Annotated in this window: 17 protein-coding genes and 2 riboswitches; of the genes, 8 read left to right on the top strand and 9 right to left on the bottom strand. The window is 61.1% G+C overall.

The genetic code is table 11. From position 1 onward, the window contains the following. The first annotated feature begins 95 nt into the window (after positions 1-95). Entirely contained in the window at positions 96-1274 is a 1179-nt protein-coding gene (locus ACAM58_RS29045) for a PLP-dependent transferase (RefSeq protein WP_369665051.1), read from the top strand. A 181-nt stretch (positions 1275-1455) separates the two neighbouring features. Here the strand turns inward: ACAM58_RS29045 and ACAM58_RS29050 are convergent, their stop codons facing one another. After that, positions 1456-2430 carry a Bug family tripartite tricarboxylate transporter substrate binding protein gene (locus ACAM58_RS29050; protein WP_369665052.1) on the bottom strand — a complete coding sequence of 325 codons (975 nt, stop codon included), beginning with the start codon at positions 2428-2430 and terminating at the stop codon, positions 1456-1458. A gap of 393 nt (positions 2431-2823) precedes the next feature. Here ACAM58_RS29050 and ACAM58_RS29055 point away from each other — a divergent pair, with 393 nt between their 5' ends. From ACAM58_RS29055 to ACAM58_RS29065, 3 genes are all read left to right on the top strand, one after another. Then, a complete protein-coding gene (locus ACAM58_RS29055) occupies positions 2824-3444 on the top strand; it encodes a glutathione S-transferase family protein (protein WP_369665053.1) in 621 nt (206 codons plus the stop codon). 64 nt (positions 3445-3508) lie between these two features. Beyond that, a complete protein-coding gene (locus ACAM58_RS29060) occupies positions 3509-4336 on the top strand; it encodes an alpha/beta fold hydrolase (RefSeq protein ID WP_369665054.1) in 828 nt (275 codons plus the stop codon). Positions 4337-4448: 112 nt separating this feature from the next. Beyond that, positions 4449-4790: a RidA family protein gene (locus ACAM58_RS29065; protein ID WP_369665055.1), complete on the top strand. Its 342-nt coding sequence runs from the start codon at positions 4449-4451 to the stop codon at positions 4788-4790. Between the two features lie 124 nt (positions 4791-4914). On the opposite strand, the gene ACAM58_RS29070 is transcribed toward ACAM58_RS29065, so the two are convergent. Beyond that, entirely contained in the window at positions 4915-6105 is a 1191-nt protein-coding gene (locus tag ACAM58_RS29070; protein ID WP_369665056.1) for a GlxA family transcriptional regulator, read from the bottom strand. A 234-nt stretch (positions 6106-6339) separates the two neighbouring features. Further along, positions 6340-7734: a M20 family metallopeptidase gene (locus ACAM58_RS29075; protein WP_369665057.1), complete on the bottom strand. Its 1395-nt coding sequence runs from the start codon at positions 7732-7734 to the stop codon at positions 6340-6342. A 310-nt stretch (positions 7735-8044) separates the two neighbouring features. Then, positions 8045-8134: riboswitch (glycine riboswitch) on the top strand. A gap of 15 nt (positions 8135-8149) precedes the next feature. Next, positions 8150-8267, top strand: a riboswitch (glycine riboswitch). Between the two features lie 85 nt (positions 8268-8352). Between ACAM58_RS29075 and ACAM58_RS29080 the strand changes: the two genes are divergently transcribed. Together ACAM58_RS29080 and ACAM58_RS29085 are read left to right on the top strand one after the other, a co-directional pair. Continuing rightward, on the top strand, positions 8353-9687 hold the full coding sequence (locus ACAM58_RS29080) for a D-amino acid dehydrogenase (RefSeq protein WP_369665058.1): 1335 nt from the start codon (positions 8353-8355) through the stop codon (positions 9685-9687). Positions 9688-9957: 270 nt separating this feature from the next. Then, on the top strand, positions 9958-10749 hold the full coding sequence (locus tag ACAM58_RS29085) for a hydroxyacylglutathione hydrolase (RefSeq protein WP_369665059.1): 792 nt from the start codon (positions 9958-9960) through the stop codon (positions 10747-10749). Between the two features lie 69 nt (positions 10750-10818). On the opposite strand, the gene ACAM58_RS29090 is transcribed toward ACAM58_RS29085, so the two are convergent. From ACAM58_RS29090 to ACAM58_RS29110, 5 genes are all read right to left on the bottom strand, one after another. Continuing rightward, entirely contained in the window at positions 10819-11733 is a 915-nt protein-coding gene (locus ACAM58_RS29090) for a LysR family transcriptional regulator (RefSeq protein WP_369665060.1), read from the bottom strand. A gap of 115 nt (positions 11734-11848) precedes the next feature. Continuing rightward, positions 11849-12784, bottom strand: coding sequence for a transporter substrate-binding domain-containing protein (locus ACAM58_RS29095; RefSeq protein ID WP_369665061.1), 936 nt, complete (start codon positions 12782-12784; stop codon positions 11849-11851). Between the two features lie 37 nt (positions 12785-12821). Beyond that, complete coding sequence (locus tag ACAM58_RS29100; protein WP_369665062.1) at positions 12822-13808, bottom strand: molybdopterin-dependent oxidoreductase; 987 nt, start codon at positions 13806-13808, stop codon at positions 12822-12824. Further along, on the bottom strand, positions 13805-14530 hold the full coding sequence (locus tag ACAM58_RS29105) for a cyclase family protein (RefSeq protein ID WP_369665063.1): 726 nt from the start codon (positions 14528-14530) through the stop codon (positions 13805-13807). Before ACAM58_RS29105 ends, ACAM58_RS29100 begins: the two co-directional genes overlap by 4 nt. A gap of 125 nt (positions 14531-14655) precedes the next feature. Continuing rightward, complete coding sequence (locus tag ACAM58_RS29110; protein ID WP_369665064.1) at positions 14656-15555, bottom strand: LysR family transcriptional regulator; 900 nt, start codon at positions 15553-15555, stop codon at positions 14656-14658. Between the two features lie 106 nt (positions 15556-15661). On the opposite strand from ACAM58_RS29110, the gene ACAM58_RS29115 reads away from it, so the two are divergent. Next, complete coding sequence (locus ACAM58_RS29115; RefSeq protein WP_369665065.1) at positions 15662-16987, top strand: amidase; 1326 nt, start codon at positions 15662-15664, stop codon at positions 16985-16987. Then, positions 16988-18226 carry a RidA family protein gene (locus tag ACAM58_RS29120; RefSeq protein ID WP_369665066.1) on the top strand — a complete coding sequence of 413 codons (1239 nt, stop codon included), beginning with the start codon at positions 16988-16990 and terminating at the stop codon, positions 18224-18226. A gap of 77 nt (positions 18227-18303) precedes the next feature. Here ACAM58_RS29120 and ACAM58_RS29125 read toward each other — a convergent pair whose 3' ends face one another. Next, positions 18304-19581 (bottom strand): hypothetical protein, encoded by a 1278-nt coding sequence (locus ACAM58_RS29125; protein WP_369665067.1) that lies wholly within the window; start codon positions 19579-19581, stop codon positions 18304-18306. Positions 19582-19584 lie beyond the last annotated feature (3 nt).

Consider the following 19584-nt stretch of genomic DNA (forward strand, 5'->3'; position numbering starts at 1 on the left):
CAACCCGATGTGCGATTTTTCCCAGAGCGCCGACGCGGCGGCGGCTTCATGTTCCGATACATTGAAGCTCCTGATCCTGCAGAAGAGTTCCCGCCATGTCTCAAGACATCAGCACCCGACTGATCCACCACGGCTACGTTCCACCGGCCGGCTACCAGGCGGTTTCCCCGGGGGTGTTCAAGGGGTCCACGGTGTTGTTCCCCAACGCGGCAACGGTGCGCGAACGTGCCAAGGCATTCGGCCACCGCGACGGGTACAGCTACGGCCTCTACGGCACGCCGACGACGTACACCCTTGAACAGCGCCTGTGCACGCTCGAAGGGGGCCGGCACTGCCTGCTCTGCCCGAGCGGGCAGGCGGCCATTGCCTTGGTCAACCTCGGCCTGCTGTCGAGCGGCGACGAGGTGCTTCTGCCCACCAATGTCTATGGGCCCTCGCTGCGCCATGCACGCGCGACGCTCTCGCAGATGGGCATCACCCATCAGTGCTACGACCCCTTGGACGTCGCCGATCTGCAGGCCAAGCTCAGCGTGCGTGCCAAGCTCGTCTGGGTCGAGGCGCCAGGATCGATCACCATGGAATTTCCGGACCTGCGCGCACTGGTGGCGACGGCCAAGAACGCCGGTGCAATCGTCGCGCTCGACAACACCTGGGGGGCGGGCATCGCGTTCGCGCCGTTCGAGATGGGCGTGGACATCAGCGTTCACGCGCTGACCAAGTACCCTTCAGGCGGTGCCGATGTCTTGATGGGCTCGATCATCACCAACGACGACAAGCTGCATGACAAGCTCCGCGTCGCCTACCTGGACCTTGGCATGGGCGTGGGTGCCAACGATGCTGAGCTGGTGCTGCGGGGCTTGGCGTCCATCAAGGCTCGTTACGACCTGCACGACGCCACGGCTCGGGCACTCGCCTCATGGTTGGCCAGGCAAAAGGGGATCAGCCGGGTCCTGCACCCGGCGCTGGAATCCTGTCCAGGGCATGAACACTGGGCGACACACTGCAGTGCGGCCGCTGGGCTCTTTTCGGTGCTCATCGACGAGTCCCATAGCCCCGCACAAGTCGATGCCTTCTGTGACCGTCTTCAATTGTTCGGGATCGGTCTGTCCTGGGGCGGTCCCATGAGTCTGGTCATGCCCTATGACATGGGAAGCATCCGCAGCGGCAAGCAGAGCTATGCGGGACATCTGCTGCGCTTCTCGATCGGCCTGGAGAGCGTTGACGATCTGCAGGAAGATCTGGCACAGGCCTTGTCCTGGGCGCTGGCCGCATAGCCACGCAGACGCAAAGCCGGAAGCACGATTGACCAAACTGCGTAGCAGTCGGAGGTGTCGAGCGCCAGCGACTAGGCCGTCATGCCGCCCATTGAAAGACCGACGAAGTGCACCGGCCCCACCGCCTTGCCCTTGCTGCACAAGATTGAGTCGGGGCATGACGCGTTCAAGCAAAGGGCGATCAGTCGAGCGTGGCGCCGGATATTTTTACCCGTTCAGCCTGCACCTTGAAGTCTTGGGCCAGGAAGCTTTTGTACTCGGCGGGCGTCGAGCCGATAGCCACATACGAATAGGCGTCGATCTGAGTTTTTCGGAATTCCTGATCCATCAGAATCTTGCGAACGTCGCTGGCGATTTTTTCCACTACGGCCGAGGGGGTTCCTGCGGGTGCCACGAGCCCGATGTTGAAGGCGCCGTTGATGTCCTTGACGCCCGCCTCCTTGAACGTTGGCACGTCTGGCAAGGCAACACTCCGGCTGTCGCCGGAAATAGCGAGCGCCTTCATCTTGCCCGCTTTGACGTGTTGCTCGACGACTGACACACCGAGGATCGCCGAATCCACTTGGCCCGAAATGATGTCCGGGATCAGGGGCGCTGCGCCTTTGTAGGGCACGTGCACCATTTCCAGATTCTCTTGTTTGGCAAACATTGCCAAGGGCAAATGGACAATGCCGCCGGCACCGGAAGAGCCGTAGCTCATTGGCTTGTCTTTGGCGTTATGTGCCAGTTGCACGAACTCTTTCAGGGTATGGGCCTTTGAGTTTTGCGGTACCAAAAACACCATTGGCACGGTGATCAACCGCGAAATGGGCGCAAAGTCTTTTTCAGCGTTGTAGGGCAATTTCTTGTACAGATGCGGATTCATGGTCAGCGCCGCCTCCGTTGCCGCAAACAAGGTGTAGCCATCGGGCGGGCTCTTGGCCACGAGCTCGGCGCCAATGATTTCATTGGCGCCTGTTTTGTTGAGAACCAGTACTGGCTGGCCCCACTCCTTTGTGAGCCTGATGCCCAATGAACGAGACAGGTTGTCCACAGGGCCGCCCGGGGAGTAAGGAACCACGATGGTCACGGGCTTCGAAGGGAAAGTCTGGGCAACCACGCCCTGCGAAGCGGCAACGACGACAAGGGAAAGTGCAAGTTGTACGAGATTTTTCATGGCAATTGTGCAAAAACGAGACCAGATACAGAAGCAAGACGATGGGCCAATTTGTGGTCGCTCGAATGTGGCGACTGGCACGATGCACTTTCTTAGGAAGCGCATGAAGATACTCCCCTATTAACGGACTGCGTAGAACGATATGCGCTTCCAATCCGAGGCGATAGGACAAATGCGCTCATGAAATTGGATGATTGCGACATCATCGGCTACGGCGGCCGAGCCTTTATATCCTCACGGCCCTGCAATCCTATCGGCTCCATGGCAATCGGCCGAAAATCACGCTATTGGTCGAACCGATAACCTGCGGTTTTGGAGAGTTAGCGGTGAGTTCTAGCTGCGTAGAGGCGAGTATCGATCAATATTCCAGATTAATAGCCGAGGATTCTCTTCATGAAACTGTATTGGTCATCGACGTCTCCATTCGTCAGAAAAGTCATCGTAAGTGCCCACGAACTGGGGCTGAAGGACAAGTTGGAAACGATCCCGACTCGCGTCGCACCAAATAAGCCCGACTTGGCTTTGTTGCCATACAACCCGCTTGGGCAACTTCCAACGCTCGTTCTGGATGACGGGACCGCGCTTTACGATAGCCTCGTAATCATCGAGCACCTCGAACACATCGCAGGGGGCGCCAAGCTTATTCCGTCATCGCCCGAAGCGCGAATTGAAGAGCTTCGGCTGCATGCGTTGTGCAATGGATTCCTCGACCTGCTGGTGCAATGGCGCATCGAATCCATGAAAGATACCAAGCAGATTGCGCTTATCAATGCATTCAACTTGAAGTCGAGCATGATCTGGGCGAGATTGGAAGCGACAGCCGAGCGAATTGGGCAACGGCCTTTTGGATTGTCGTCAATTACGCTTGCTATCGTTGCCGAATACGCCGATTTTCGGTTTCCGAGGCTCGGCTGGCGAGAAAAATATCCGGTGCTCTCCAGCTGGCATCAATCGATACAGTCACGGCCCTCTCTGGCCGCCAGCAAATTTTTCGATAGCTCCAAGCCTCAGTAAGAAGTAGTCTTGCAAGCTGCGGCTTGCGGTTTCGACGACTACCACCATCAAATTAGGATACAAAATGTCAAAATTCGAGCGCAAACTGATCCCGACACATGAAGGACAGGTCGAACTTCTGGTCGAAGGTACGGGCCCGCGTATTGTCTTGCTGCCCTCGCTGGCCAGAGGTGCGACTGACTTCGACGAAATTGCACCCATCATTGCAGCGGCTGGATTTCGCGTATTGCGACCTCAGCCTCGCGGCATAGGCGAAAGTACGGGGCCGACCGAAGGCATCACGTTGATCGATCTTGCCGCTGATGTTGTTGCTGCGATCGAGGCTGACTGCGCACCAGGCAAGCCTGAAGTATTGTGTGTGGTAGGCCACGCATTCGGCAATTGGGTCGCACGGGTTCTCGCCCATCATTGGCCGTCGATGACAAAATCAGTCGCACTGCTCGCGGCTATTATTGGCAGCACCATATCGCCCGAGCTCTTGATTTCTGTTAATGTCGTCTCCGACAATTCCAAGTCAGATGCAGATCGCCTGTTTTATCTGGAGCGCGACTTCTTCGCTCCAGGGCATGATGCCTCTGTTTGGTTGAGCGGATGGCATACAGAAGTCTCTAAATTCCAGCTTGCGGCGACGAATGCAACGGCCGACAGCAGCTGGACTGAAGTAGGCAAGAATTTGCCGGTGCTTTATGTTGCACCCGAATTTGACAAGATCGCACCCGTACCCGACGAAGACTTCTTGCGAGATCGCGTAGGCCACCTGACGACCATGGAAATCATTCATGGTTCCGGCCACGCTCTTCTTCCTGAGAAGGTTTCTGAAGCTGCGGCTGTACTTGTCTCATTCGCGCAGTCGATCATGCGCGGCGAAGGCGGTACAGCCAAATCTGCCTAAGCTTCACAGCTGCATTTCAAAGAGCCAGCATTTTCGCGGCTGAAGAATTTTACGGGCCTCGCTTTTCACGCGGGGCCCTTTCCCGCCGCTCAATTTTTTCCAGGAGAATTCCATGAGCATTCAACGCATCGAACCGGGCGCCCGCATGAGCAACGCCGTCGTCCACGGTAACACCGTCTACCTCGCCGGCCGGGTCGGCGAAGGCGAGAGTGTCACCGACCAGTGCAAGAGCGCACTTGCCCAAGTCGACCAATTGCTCGCTGCCACCGGCAGCCACAAGTCGAAGATCCTGCAGACGATCATCTATCTTTCGGATATGGCGAACTTCGGCGAAATGAACGCCGTCTGGGAAGCCTGGATCGATCCGGCCAACCCCCCGGCCCGTGCCACCAGCGAAGCCAAGCTCACCACGCCGAAATACAAGGTCGAGTTCATCGTCACGGCGGCGATCTGATCGCTTCGATATCGAGCGGAAAAAAAGCCGGCCTATCGCTCTGATGGGCCGGCAATCGGAACCGATGCGGTGTCGTTTAGGTGGGCGAGAACGCAAAAGCAAGAAGCTGCTTACCGGGCAGCTGTTAGAGACGGGCCGTTGCCAAATGGATTTCTGTCTCTGTCAAGGCGGCATCGGGACGGGTCCTGCTTGGAGAACCACCCACCGAGTGCGCCAGATTTGTGTAAACAGACTTCCTCGATTTCGATAAGTCTAGATCTTGATCGCTCTTGACAATTCTTTCGTAGAGTGAAGCCCATTGCGGCGACATGACATCATCCACGCTCACCTTTGATTGGCGCGCCTGTGAGGGAGTCATGTCAAATTGAGTGCGAAAACACCGATTGAAGTGAGAGCTATCGGAGAAGCCGGTGATTGTCGCGATCTCGGTTATTGACTTGGGGCTGTTCAAAAGAAGCCAATATCCGTAAGCGAGTCTGAGTTGTCGGCAATATTGCTGGACCGGCTGCTTCATTTCCTGCTGGAAAAGCCGTTCTATCTGCCGCTTGGAAATCCCCAAGGATGATGCGAGAGACTCGATCTTCATTGGCTCCTGTCCAAGATTTCTCTCGATGATCTTGAGCGCCCGAAGTACTCTCGGATCGCGTGGATCTTCTCTTGCTTCAAGATTCTGCTCCGCGTCGGTAGAGGAGGCCGAAAGCTCCTGCGGCGCCGGAATCTCGGCGCCGATAGCGGAATAATGACGTTCCAGCAGCCATGATCCGAGTTCCAGAGCCGCCAGCCCTCCGGCACAGCTAACTCGCCTGCCGCTCACCATCAAGTTAACGCCTGGGATCTGCTGCACTTCGGCAAAGCGGGTATCACGGTCGGCGCCGCGATACCAATCGGTCGCGCAGGGCAATTTATCGAAAAATCCGGCCTCGATCAGTACAAACAGCCCCGAACCAGTTCCGACAAGAGTCGCGCCATACCGATCGGCGTTCGTTAGTGCTTCCAGAATCGATCTGCGGTCCTCGATCGGAGCTGCAGTCTTGCCACCTATGACGAAGACGTAGTTGCAATCGCGAGCCGCGTGCAGGGGCGCTGTCGGGGGTACTTGAACACCGCAGGTTGTCTGGGCCGGCTTTTGTCCCAGAACTACATATTCAAAGTCCACGCCGACCGCAGCTGCCGGGTCGGTGCAATGCTTCAAGATATAAACCAGGGCAGAGTACGAAAACATCGTGAAGCCCGGAAGGAGGATGAAGCCGACCTTCACTCGTCGCCGTGCCGGCTTGGCAGTGTCGGCCTTCGCACCTGGAACCGGCATCATCATGGAATCTCCTGCCACAAGATCGCGCATCGTAGCAGTCACAGTATGTTCGCGCGCAATCGGATGCTCATGGCACTTGTCCCATAGAAGGTAAGCGGATAGTCGTACTTCACGGCTGCGCCAGCGGCTTGCGATCGGTGGCCGCTCACCGGTCTTGCCGGGGTCCAGAGTTCTCTCCTGCGCCTTCATCCGGCAGCATTCCGCCGCATGCTGGGCGAGTCGCGGATTTCGGCGCGCTCAGCGTCGCGGCAGCGCCGGCGCTGCCGCCGGGAGGTCCCAGAACAGGCCCGTCATCAGCTGCAGCGCCTCGCGTGCCACCGGTGCCAGCAGGTGCTCGTCGGGTGCGTGCTGCTGGCAGGCCGCGTAGCTGTGCGGCACCCACACGGTGGGCAGGCCCAGGATGTCGGCAAACACATCGTTGGGCAGGCTGCCGCCCAGGTTGGGCAGCAGCACGGGCTTCTTGCCGGTGCTCTGCTCGATGCTGGCCAGCGTGAAGCGCACCCAGGCGTTGTCCGGGTCCAGCCGGGTGGCGTGCATGACTTCGGGTTCGCTGACTTCGATGCCTTCGAAGCCATGCGTCGACAGGTGCTGCTGCACGACGTCGCGCAGCTGGCTCACGTCGGTGCCGACGACAAAGCGCATGTGCATGAAGGCCTGTGCTGTGGGCGGGATGGCGTTGACCGGGAAGTCCGGGTTGCCGGTCTTGTAGGCCAGCACTTCCAGTGTGTTCCAGGCAATCACCCGTTCGGCCGGAGTCAGGCCGGGCTCACCCCAGCCGGGGTCGACTTCCGGGTCGCCGGCGTCGCCACCAAAGCGCAGGCCTTGCAATGCGGCGCGTACGTTGGCCGGAATGGGCGGCGGGCGCAGGCCCTCGACGCGGATCACGCCATGGGCGTCCACCATGCTGGCAATGGCGTTGGCAAGCACCGTGCCGGGGTTGCGCAGCAGGCCGCCCCAGTTGCCGCTGTGGTGGCCGCCGCCGCCGCGCAGGTTCAGCGTCAGGCTGAAGTTCGCCACGCCGCGCGACCCCAGGAAGACGGTAGGCTGGTCTCGGCCTACGCGCGGGCCGTCGCTGGCGATCAGCACATCGGCGGCCAGCAGTTCCTGGTGCGCAGAGCAGAACGCGGCCAAGCCCGGCGAGCCGGTCTCTTCGCCGGTTTCCAGCAGCCACTTGATGTTGAAGCCCAGCTGCCCGCGCAGCCCCAGAACGGTGGCTAGCGCGGCGATGTTGATGCTGTGCTGGCCCTTGTTGTCCGCCGTGCCCCGTCCATAAAGGCGTTCACCGTCCACCGCCAGCGTCCACGGTCCCTGGCCGCAGGTCCAACTCTTGTCCTGACCGCGGATGACGTCGCCGTGGCCATACATCAGCACCGTGGGCAGGTCATCGCCTTCATGGCGGCTGGCCACCAGGAACGGGCCGTAAGCGGGCTCGGGGTTGGGGTGGATGCTGAAGCTGAAGCCCAGCCTGGCCAATGAAGGGCCGATCTCGTCCTGCAGGTAGGCGGCCAGCGCCGGTCCGGAATCAGCCTCCTGGCTGGCGGTGCGGAAGGCGACTCGTCGCGACAGGTCGCGCACGAAGTCGCCACTGTCGAAGTGATCGGCAGCGCGGCCCAGTGCGGCGTTGCGTGTCATGTGGCCTCCCGCATCGCAGTGGAGTTGACGCACTTTGCTAGGAAACGCATGAAGATACTTTCGTGTACGGACTGCTCAGAACGATATCGCGCCCCCAACCCGTGCAATAGGACAAATGCGCGCTCGAATTTGGATGATTGCGACGTCGTCGGATGCGACGGCGGAGTTTTCATCTTCTCACGGCTTCGAAATTCTATTAATTCCAACACATCCGGGAAAAATGCCATCCAATTTGATCCACCGCTATGAGCGCAATTTTGAGGCCTGAAGCCTAATTAATCGTTGACTGGCAGCGATGATCCTAATAAGCTTCGATTTAGCAGGAGAGCGGGCCGCGGAAGCGGCTCCACCGAAGGCGCAAACTCCCATAAACGCTCAGGTCGGCTCACGCGATGGGCCTGTACTGCATCAATTGTCAAAGCCGTCTGGAGAGCCATCACGCCATTGGAATGTGAGCGTGATGCACCGAAGGAGCAAACCCGCTGCGGGCGTAGCGGGTGAATCTCTCAGGTACCGAGGACAGGGGGAGCGGCAACTTGGACGCATGGTCCGGTTGCTTTCTTTTCGAGCTTCCGTTTCCATTTGCGTTCGAGCGCTGCAACCTCAAGGGTTCTCGAAATGCGTGTGATCGTTCTTGGCGCCGGCTTGCTCGGCGTGACCTCGGCTTACTACCTCCAGCAACTCGGCCACGAAGTGACCGTGATCGACCGGCAGGCCACGCCGGCGGCCGAAACCAGCTTTGCCAACGGCGGGCAGATCTCGGTGAGCCATGCCGAACCCTGGGCCAACCCCAGCGCACCGCTCAAGGTGCTCCAATGGCTGGGCAAGGAAGATGCGCCGCTGCTCTTTCGCATCCGCGCGGACATGCGCCAGTGGCTCTGGGGCCTTCAATTCCTGCGTGAATGCACCCCGGCGCGCACGCGCCACAACATCGAGCAGATCGTGCGCCTGGGCACCTACAGCCGCGACACGCTGCAGCAGCTGCGCGCCGACACCGGCCTCCAATACGACCAGCGCACTCAAGGCATCCTGCACTTCTACACGACGCAGAAAGAGTTCGACGGGGCCCTCGCGCCGGCCGAGCAGATGCGCGCCCTGGGTTGCGAGCGCCAAGTGATCTCGGCCGACGAGGCGGTGAGGATCGAGCCCGCGCTGGCCCACATCCGCCCCAAGCTGGCCGGCGCCACCTACACGGCCGAGGACGAATCGGGCGACGCCAACCGCTTCGCGCGCGAGCTGGTCGCACTGGCGAGGGCGGCGGGTGTGAAGTTCCTCATGAGCCACACCATCACTGCGCTGCGTGAAGCGGGCGGCTGCATCGACCATGTCGAAGCCACTGACGACGAAGGTCGCTTCCAGCGCATCCGCGGCGATGCCTTCGTGCTGGCGATGGGCTCGCTGAGCCCGATCGTTGCCGCGCCGCTGGGCATCCGGCTGCCGATCTATCCGGCCAAGGGCTATTCGGTGACCTTGCCGGTAAAAGACGCCTCGAAGGCGCACCAGGTCTCGCTGACCGACGACGAATACAAGCTCGTGTTCTCGCGCTACACCTCGCCGGGGGGCGAAGGGAGCGACCGCCTGCGCATCGCCGGCACGGCCGAGTTCAACGGCTACGACCGCGACCTGAACCGGCTGCGCTGCGAGGCCATCGTGCGGCGGGTCGAAGAGCTCTTCCCGGGTGCCGGCGACACCGCGCAGGCGCAGTTCTGGACCGGCCTGCGTCCGGCGACGCCGAGCAATGTGCCGCTGATCGGCAAGACGAAGCTGCCGAACCTGTATCTGAACACCGGCCACGGCACACTGGGCTGGACGCACGCCTGCGGCTCGGGCAAGTCGATCGCGCGCATCGTGAGCGGGCTTGCGCCTGAGGTGGATTTCGCGTTCACCGGGTTGAAGCATGGGACACGAGGCAAAGCATTGGTGTCGCCAGTAGTTGGTGGGCCATCTGCTTAGCGAGTTGCCATGGCCTGGCACCGAAGGGAAATTCAAACGAGGGCGCAGAGCGCCCTGGTCGGCGGTGGTATGAAGGATCGGCTGTGTCGATTTCTTCAACGCGCCGCATCCTTTATTCACCAGTTGATCGTTCGCTCGGGAACAATGGAAGAAGCAGCCTGGATGCAGCCACCCGATGTGTACTCAGGGCGTGCCGAGCCGCCGAACGAAGCACATCAACGCCGTCGGAGTTAAGTTAGTGCCACTCGTATCTGACCACTGGAGCAACGCATGATCGTCGAACGCATCTGGACCGGCAACGCCTATCGCAACTACAACTACCTGATTGTTTGCCCTGAGACCGGCGAGGCTCTCGCCATCGATCCCCTGGACCACCAGAAATGCCTGGCGGCCGCAAAGGACAAGGGCTGGCAGATCACGCAAATCCTCAATACTCACGAGCATCACGACCACACTGGCGGCAATGAGGCCGTCGTCGCGGCGACGGGCGCCAAGGTGATTGCGCACCACCGCTCGGGCTCTCGCATTGCTGGCATGGATCGCGGCGTGAAGGCCGGCGACGTGATCAAGGTCGGCAAGACCGTCGAGCTCGAATGCATGGACACGCCCGGCCACACGATGTGCCACATCTGCCTGCGCTCTCACACCGAGAGGCCGGCACTGTTCTCCGGCGACACGCTGTTCAACGCCGGCGCGGGCAACTGCCACAACGGCGGCAATGTGGAATCCATGTACACCACCTTCGTGGAGCAACTCGCCAAGCTGCCCGACGACACCCGCGTCTACCCGGGCCACGACTACATCGAAAACAATCTGCGTTTCACGCTCGCGCGCGAGCCCGACAACGCTGCCGCCAAGGCGCTGCTGCCCGGCGTGGCAGGGCATGACCCGGCCAAGGCCCGCGTCACGACGCTCCGCGAAGAGAAAGAGATCAACACCTTCCTGCGCCTGTCGAGCCCGAGTGTCATTGCGGCGCTTCGCGAGGCCTTTCCCGATCTGCCCGAGAAGCCGGATCCGAAGACCGTGTTCGTCAAGCTTCGCGAGCTGCGCAATACATGGTGAGCCGCGGCCAGCACTACTTCGCCCGCCGCGGACCGGACAGCGCGCACCGATCGATCAGCTGCCCCGGACTCAGCCGAGGTCGGCTTTGGCCACGCGGCAAACCGACAGCAGCGCGAGCAGGTTGGGATCGCGCTCGCGCGTGCGCAGGAAATTGAGCGCGATGGTCTGGCGCATCAAATACCTGGGCTGCAGCGGGATCAACTGCACCTTCTGCGGCATGACGCCGCGCACCCGCCCCGGCAGCAGCGTGTAGCCCACGCCACCGCTCACCAGGTTCATCAGCGAGAAGATGTCGTCGGTCTTCATCACCACGTTGGGCGTGAAGCCGGCGATGCGGAAGGTCTCGACAAACCCGCGGTAGGTAACGAAGCCTTCGCTCAGGCTCACGAAGCGCTCGCCCGCGCAGCTGCTCAGGTCGATTTCCTTTTGCCCGGAGTAGGGGGAGCCCACCGGAGCGGCAAACTGGATGTCGTCTTCGAACAGCGGCTCCGATTCGACGTCCGACACGTCATCCGGGATCGCCATCAGTGCGGCGTCGATCGCGCCGTCCCGCAGCTTCTGCAGCAGGTGGGCGTTGGACCCGAGCATGAGTTCGGTGTGCAGATCGGGTTTGCGCAGCTTCATGCCCATGATCAGCTGCGGCACCGTGCGGCTCGTCAGCGAAAAGAGAGAGCCGATGCGAATCCGGTCCGCCGAGTAGCCCGCGACTTCCCGCGTGGCGCGTATGCCCTGGGCCATGGTGCGAAGCACCTCGCGTGCCACCTCTGCCAGCGCATGCGCGGCTTCGGTCGGGTGCAGGTTGCGGCCCTCGTGCCGAAACAGCGCGCAGCGCAGGCCGGTTTCCAGCGAATGCAAAGCGCGGTGCACGCTCACGGCGCTGATCTCGAGCTTTTCCGCCGCGCGAGCCAGATTGCCGGTCTCCATGAAGGCCAGCAGGATCTCGAGCTTGCGGAAGGTGATCTCTTCGTCGACGTGGGGGAGCATGGGCGCCCATTCATCGGCGAACGAGGCATTTCGGTGGGCAGGCCCACGCAGCGCTCGCCGGAAAAAAATGACTTCTCGATCTTAGCGCTTCACTGCATGAGCGCAGACTCCGGAGTCACTGGCCCGGCGCTGGGGGCACGCATGAAGGCGGGCTGCACACATACGATTCAAGCGGCTTGTCGTTGGGATCGGCCCATGCGGCCCGTGTCGCGGCACTGGCAGGGACGTTCAGCTTGACGTTCTTCGGTGGAATGGGCTGCATGAACCAGCGGTCATACATCTTGGCCAGCTCTCCTGTCTTGATCAGTTCGCGAATGGTGTTGTCGACCACCTTCTTGAATGCCGGATCGTCCCTGCGCAGCATGATCGCGATCGGCTCGATGCTGATTGGCTCGCCGACGATGCGGTAGTCGGCCGGGCTTCTCGAGGTGGCAATATTGCCGGCCAGCACCTGGCTGTCCATCACGAAGGCGTCCGCGCGGCCTGACTCCAGAAGCAGGAAGCTGTCTGCCATATCTTTGCCGGACAACACGTCCTTGAACTTGAGTTCTGCAGTGCGGTTGTGCTTGCGCAACAGTTGAACGGACGTCGTGCCTGTCGTGGTGACGATCACCTTGCCCCCCAGTTGCGAAAGCGATTCAATGCCGGAGTTGGCCTTGACCGCAACGCGCACCTCTTCGACGTAGGTAGTGACCGCAAAGGCAACTTCCTTTTGACGGGTGAGATTGTTGGTGGTCGAGCCGCACTCAAGGTCTACTGTGCCGTTCAGCACGAGTGGAATGCGATTTTGCGAGGTCACTGGCTGGTAACGAACGTCGAGCTTCGTGCCAAGCGTGCGTTCCAGGTTAGAGACGATGCGGTGGCAAACGTCCACTTGAAAGCCTGCGTACTTGCCGTCGCCAATCATGTACGAAAGGGCGCCCGAAGACTCGCGCACACCCAGGGTGATGGTGCCCGAAGCCTTGACTTTGGCGACCGTATCGACTGTCTGGGCAAACACGCCTGCCGCTGTCATCGCAGTGAATGCGACGGCCAATAGTTGCTTCTTCATTCTGAAATCCTAGGAGATGGAACGTGGTGAATGTCGACTACTCGACGGTGACGGAGATGGAGAAAACCGCATTGCGCACACCATGTTCGGGCTGACCGAGGCCGGTGCTGTCGAACGCGCGGCAACGCAGTTGGTAGGTGCCCAAAGATGGCGGCGTCCACTCGAACTCGAATCGCTGCCATGCATGGTCTTTGCGCGCATCAAGCTGTGCGTCTGCCCAGCTTGCGCCCGCGTCGGTGCTGACTTCGACCCGCGTGATCGCATCGGCGCCCCACGCCCAACCGACGATCTTCTGTTTGCCGGGGGGCAGACGTGCCTGCTCCGCTGGCTGGACCATCACCGCGTGAGGTGCCACCCTCCAGACGGGAGAAAGCTGCTCCAGGCCGTCTTTGACGACGCGGTCGTTGTACATGACTGTCGTGAAGTAACCCGGAGATCTCGTGTCGCTCAGCGCGAGTCGTACCAACCATTTGGTTGAGTTCGTTCCGTAGAAGCCGGGCACGACGAGGCGCACCGGCCCTCCATGCTTGTCGCTGAGCGGCTCCGAGTTCATGTGCGTCGCGAGCATCGCCTCGCCATGCAGCTCCGAAACCGGCATGTCCTTGACATAGGCAGGAATATCGACGCCGTGGTAGTCACCCTTGTCGGCGCCGTAGGACCAGACGAACCGCGCGTCAGGCGCCACGCACGCCCGTTTCAGCACCTCGGACAAACGCACGCCGCGCCAGACAACGTTCGCCACACGGCGCACCGGCACCGTGGGGTGCAACGGATGCCCCGCGCATTCATGAACCGCACAGATCTCGGTCTGCGGCATGGCTTCGAGGTCGGCCAGAGAGAGCGACAACTCATGCTCCACCAACCCGCCAATAGCAAGTCGCCAGCTTGCCCTATCGATCTCGGGCATGGCCATGTGGCGCAGAAAGAAGACATGCTCCAGCGGGGTGACAAAGTCGGTCAACCGCGCGAGGGCAGGTTGCTGCAGGTTCGGCAGGTCGACGCCGGTGGACCAATACGCGCTCATGACAACATCGCGCCAGCGCTCGCGGCGCTGTCGCCTGACGGCTGTCCACGTAGCTGAGCAAATGCGCGAACAGGGAAGGCCGCCGCGTCGCGCGCCTTCAGCGGAATCGAGAAGAAGTCGAAAGACGCGCCATGCAGCTTTTCAAGCTGGGTCAGGTTCTCCACGATCAGGATGTCCTTCTCAAGAAACCATGTGTGGGCCGGGCGCTCCATGTCCTTGGTCGAATCGGCGTTCGAGCAGTCGACGCCGAACAGTGCAATGCCTGCGTCGCACAGGCGTGTCAGCACGTCCCGCGAGACGAAAGGGTGCGCACGGTATGCATCGCTTCCCCAGTGGCGGTCCCATCCGAAATTGAACAAAACCGCTTTGCTTGCGATGTCGTCCGGGATCCGCAGGTCTGCCAGGCCCAGTGCCTGTTCCGGAGCTGCATGGCGCGCATCGATCACAACGCCTTCGAGAACGAGGCGGTCGAGCTCGATAGAGGCAATATCGGCCGCACCCTCGAAGCGGTGGCGTGGTGCATCCATCTTGGTTCCCACCGAGGTCTGAAAAGCCACATCGGTGATCTCGAAGGATGCCTTGCCCTCGTAATGCGCGCATGACTGAGCGTGGGTCATGAACGGGCGCATGCGAGCCGTGAGTTCCACCGGCTCGCCGGCATCATTCTTGAAGCGCACGCCGGGCATCTGGTCGTGAAACACATGAGAGAGATCGACAATCATTTCGTGGACTCCTGTTCCTTGAGGAAAGTGTAGGAGTGAGGATGAATGTCGACAAATGATCTATTGCGGCACCTCCATGTGAAATTGGTATATGTAAGCAGCGGCGTGGAATCGCCACGCGTACTTCAGCCTTTCATTGCCTTGAAGTGAGCCTTCAGACGCTCCACGAAATCGGTGGTGAGCTTCGACGGCGCGACGTTGGGCGCGTAGGCCATGTGTGTCTGCACTGCGATGGCCGGCGCAAAGGGCGCGGCATGGACGAGGTTCGCGAACACCGAAGCCGCATAGGTGCTCACCAAGCCGATGCCGGCGCTTTCTGCCGCGAGCGTGCATATCGTCGCTGAGTAGTTGGTCTCGATGATCGACGGCGGCACGACGCCATGCTTTGTCATGAGCTGCTGCAGCATCTGATGTTGCGCGTCGTCCGCGTGGTGGGCGAGCAGAGGGTAGTGCGCCAAATCGCGCACATGCACACTCGACTTGCCCGCCAGCGGGTGCTTCTTGTGCATGACGCAGACCGATCGGTCCTGGTGCATCAGCACGGGCTCCAGGCCGGTCGTGCGGATGTCGCTGGTCGACAGCGCGATGTCGTACATGCCGCTGAGCAAGCCGTCGCGCATGAGATGCGTTCCGATGGTGTGCAGTGTGACGTGCACGCTCGGGTAGTCGAGTTTGAAACCGTAGACCACCGAAGGCAGCACGGCCAAGCCCAGGACCGGCGTGCACGCAATGCGCAGCAGCCCCACGCCGGAGTGCTTCAGCGACGCGATGGTCTGTTCGACCTTTTCAAGGCCGAGGAAGTGCCGCTGCACCGCGTCGAACAGTTCCTTTGCTTCTGGTGTCGGCAGCAGCCGCCCGCGCTGGATCTCGAACAACCGAATCCCACTGGCCGACTGCAATTGAGCCAGGGTGCGGCTGATCGCCGGCTGTGTGGTGTGCAAGATTTGCGCGGCGGCCGTGGTGGTGCCGCTGAGCATGACGGCGCGAAAGGCTTCGATCTGGCGGGAATTCAAAGGGCGGCCCATGACAACTCCGGTGGGATGGCGATGCGTCGAATGTATGTGAAATGCGAATAGAGGTGTGGCGACAAATCATTTGTGGATATAGGCCGAGATTTCTAGACTTCCTCACATGTTCACCGCCTCTTCTCCGTCCTCTGGGGCCGTTGCCTCCACTGCCATTGACTGTGTGCGCGGCATCAGGTCCGGCCAGTGGACTTCCGAGCAGGTCGTGCGAGCAAGCCTTGAAAGAGCAATGGCTCGAGAAGAGGAGCTCCATGCCTGGGCCTGCCTCGGTGTGGAGGAGGCCATGGAGGAAGCGCGCCAACGAGATCGGCAGCCGACTCGCGGGCTGTTGCACGGTCTTCCTATCGGCATCAAGGATTTGTCGGACACCCAGGCGCTACCAACGGCGTATGGGTCGCCGGCCTATGCGGGCCATCGTCCGTTCATGGACGCCGCGTGCGTGGCCCTGGCGCGCGCGGCGGGCGCAGTGATTCTTGGCAAGACGGCTACCGTGGAGTTCGGTGCGACGCGCCCCTGTGCGACGACAAATCCGCACAACAAGCTGCACACGCCCGGAGGGTCTTCAGCCGGTTCGGCGGCTGCTGTTGCTGACGGCCAGATTCTGCTGGCCACTGGCACGCAGACAGGGGGGTCGATCATCCGTCCGGCGGCGTTCTGCGGCGCGGTCGGTTTCAAACCGACCTTCGGTTCGCTCTCGCCCGCGGGCACCAAAGGCTATTCGTGGTCGCTCGATACGGTGGGCGCCTTTGCAACCTGTGTGGCTGATGTCGCCTTGTTTTTCGACGTGCTGCGAGGACGGAAGGAATCGGCACCGCTGTCATGTGCTGGCCTCGCACCACGCATCGGCTTTTTCCCTGGTCCGTTCGCCGACCGGGCGGACCCTGCCGCTGTGGCGGTGCTGGACCAGGTGGCCACTCAATGCAGCCGCGCCGGGGCGACGGTTCGCAGCCTCGGATGCCCGGTCGGATTCGAGCTGTCCCTCGGCTGGCATCGCACCATCTCCCGTTACGAAATGGGACGATCGCTGCTGCCTGAGAGATGCAGCGCTCAAGCTCAGCAACTCGGCCCGATATTGCTGTCGGAAATCGAGCGCGGAGGGGATGTCGACGACGAAAGCTACCTGCTCGCAAAGGCCTCCGGAGTCGACCTGGCCCTCACTGTCGAGGCGCTGATGGCCGATCACGATGTGCTGCTGACGCTCGCCACTCCAGGTGAGGCGCCCTACGGACTCGAGTCGAGTGGCGACGCGACCTTCAATCTGAGTTGGTCGTTGATCGGACTGCCTTGTATCTCGCTGCCCATAGCCCGGGGGCCGCTTGGCCTGCCCCTGTCCATCCAACTCGTCGGTGCGCGGCATGGTGACCGGCAGCTGCTTGAAGCTGCGCACTGGATCGAGCGAATTGCCTCTCTCCATCAACTCCAGGAATCTTGAATGAACTTTCCTCAAATCCGCAACTTCGCGCACACTCGCAGCCACGAATCTCCTGCCCCCATCTGGCAAACCGAAGCCGTGCGGGCCGGCGCGTTCATTTTTACGTCGGCCGTGCTGGCCACCGACTGGGTTCATGCGATCGCACCTGAAGCCGCCATCGATGCCCAGTTCCCGTATTTCGATTCGGCGGCCGAACGCCAGACCGACTACATCTTGCGCACGCTCTCGCAAACGCTGCAGCAAGCCGGCAGCTCGCTCGACCGTGTGATCAAGGCCCATGTATTCCTGCTCGACAGCACGGACTTTCCCGGTTTCGACCGGGTGTGGAAGCGCTACTTTCCCAATCCGCCGACACGCACCACCGTCGGGGCTGCTGGGCTGCTGATTCCCGGCGCGCGACTGGAGATTGCGCTGATTGCCGTTGCATCCGATGCCGACATTCCGATTCGGCCCGCAGTTTCCGATGCACCCCGTCCGCTGACCAAGAAAGTCGAAGCGATGCGAGCGGGCGACTTTGTGTTCACCTCGGGTCAACTGGCCCACAATGCCGTGGCTGGTGTGCCGCCCGAAGCTGCAGGCCCGGATGGGCAGGTGGACCTCGCCAAACAGACCGTCTATACCCTGCAAAACATGACCCGTTCGCTGGCTGCCGCCGGGGCCAAGCCCACGGATGTCATCAAGGGCCAGGCGCTCTTGCTCGACACCAGCAACGAAGATGAGTTCCTTGGCGCCTGGCGCGAGACCTTCCCGCGCAAACCCGCACTCGCGGTGACGGGGATCGGCTCACTGCTTGTGACAGGGACGATCATTGAGATCGACCTCACCGCGTACACCGGCGATGCACTGCGACTGCCCACGGAAACTGGCTCGCGAGGCCCCGAAGCCATCGGCTGCGGCGAGTTGGTATTTTCCGCCGGCATCTTCCCGGGTTTCGACACCGGTGAGATGCCACCGGAGTGTGTGGTGCATGCCGCATATCCGCACTATGCATCGTCCATCCAGCTGCAGACCGAATGGGTGTTGGCCCGTCTGGACGCAGCGCTGCGCAAGGTCGGCAGTGACCTCGCACACGTTGCGAAGGCGCAAGTCTTCCTGACGGACCTTAGCGACTTTGCCATCTTCGATGACGTGTGGCGCGCGCACTTTCAATCGGCGCCGGCGCGCTCGGTCGTCAAGGCTTCACCACTGCCCGTGCAGGGCGCAAAAATCGCAATCGAGGTAATTGCCTTGACGGCATAAGAGACAAGACCTCCGGCCCAAGTTGCGCCGGAGGTCTTGTCTCAGAAGGACGGTGGAAACACCGTCTTGTGCTTGCTTCAGCGGGGTAGTCCGGGATCGAGGATGTATATCCGGCGTTCGCCATCGTGTATCGAGTCGATGCACACCTGACGGCCGTCACGGCTCCAGCGCGGATGCAGGTCGCAGCGATTCTCCTTGCTCAGATCCGGGCTGGTGTAGAAATGCCCGATATCGATCCGCTGGCCGGTCTGCATATCGTAGATAAACAAGGCGCGCTGGTGGGTGCGGGCGTCCGGGTAAGTGTCGCTCAGCAGCCATCGCGTGCTCACCGGCGAAAAGCTCATGTGACCGTTCTCGGTCAGCACATCCTTGCCGATCACCTGCACGTCGCCGCCGGGCGCGTCGGTGTACAGGTGATAGTGAATTTCGCCCAGGTGCGGCCCCCATACGACGATGTGCGTGTTGTCTTGCCAAAGCGGATGCGAGATCTGGTACTCCGATTTTTCGTAGTCGAAGGTGCCGACGGCGCTCGGATCGAAATCATCTGCCAGTTGGGGCAGCGGATGGTCGGAGCACTCGAGCAGCCGCATGTCGGAGCCGTCCGGATTCATGGTGATGAGCCGGTGCAGGAAGCAGGTTTCATCGGCCACGCGTTCAGTCCAGCGATGCAAGAACAGGATGCGGCTCGACGCCGGATTGATCTCGATATGGCTTACCCAATGCAGTGCTTTCTCCATTGACTGGCGCAACTGAAAGTCACGAAGTGCCTGATAGCTCACGACGAGCTCGGCGGCACCGGTGGCCAAATCCATGCGGTAGATGCCGTCATCAGCCGGATGCTTCGCCAGGTCGTCCCCTGTAGGGGTGTCATGCGCCGCGCTATAGCCGATGGTCTGGTGCGTGACCCAAAGGCGCCGGTAGTTGATGCACAGGGCCCACTTGCTGTTGGGTGCGGTGACATACACAGGCATGGGTAGGCTGCGTTTTTCACCGGTCTCGATGTCGCAGATTTCGCTGCCAAAACCGGGGTAGCGCAATCCCGTTGCGGCGGTGCGCACGTTGTAGATGATTCTCTGCCCCGGAGCGTTGTCGAGCCACTGGAGTTGCGCGCCCATCTGCCAGTTCCAAGCGCCTGTTTCGGCGACGCGCACGAAACGATCCCCGTCTTGCGTGTCGAAATAACCAACACCGGCCACCAGGTCGGGCGTGAGTTCGCGGTCGGCCCACGGCACTTGAAGCGCGAGCACCAGCCGGTTGGTGTGGTCCCAGTTGGACTTGTTGTAGTACCCGAAGAAGTAATGCCGATCATCGCGCCCGACACGTCTGCAGGAAGGCGGATTGAAGATGGTGGTCATGTG

This window comes from Variovorax sp. V116 (assembly GCF_041154435.1).
GTDB lineage: Bacteria > Pseudomonadota > Gammaproteobacteria > Burkholderiales > Burkholderiaceae_C > Variovorax > Variovorax paradoxus.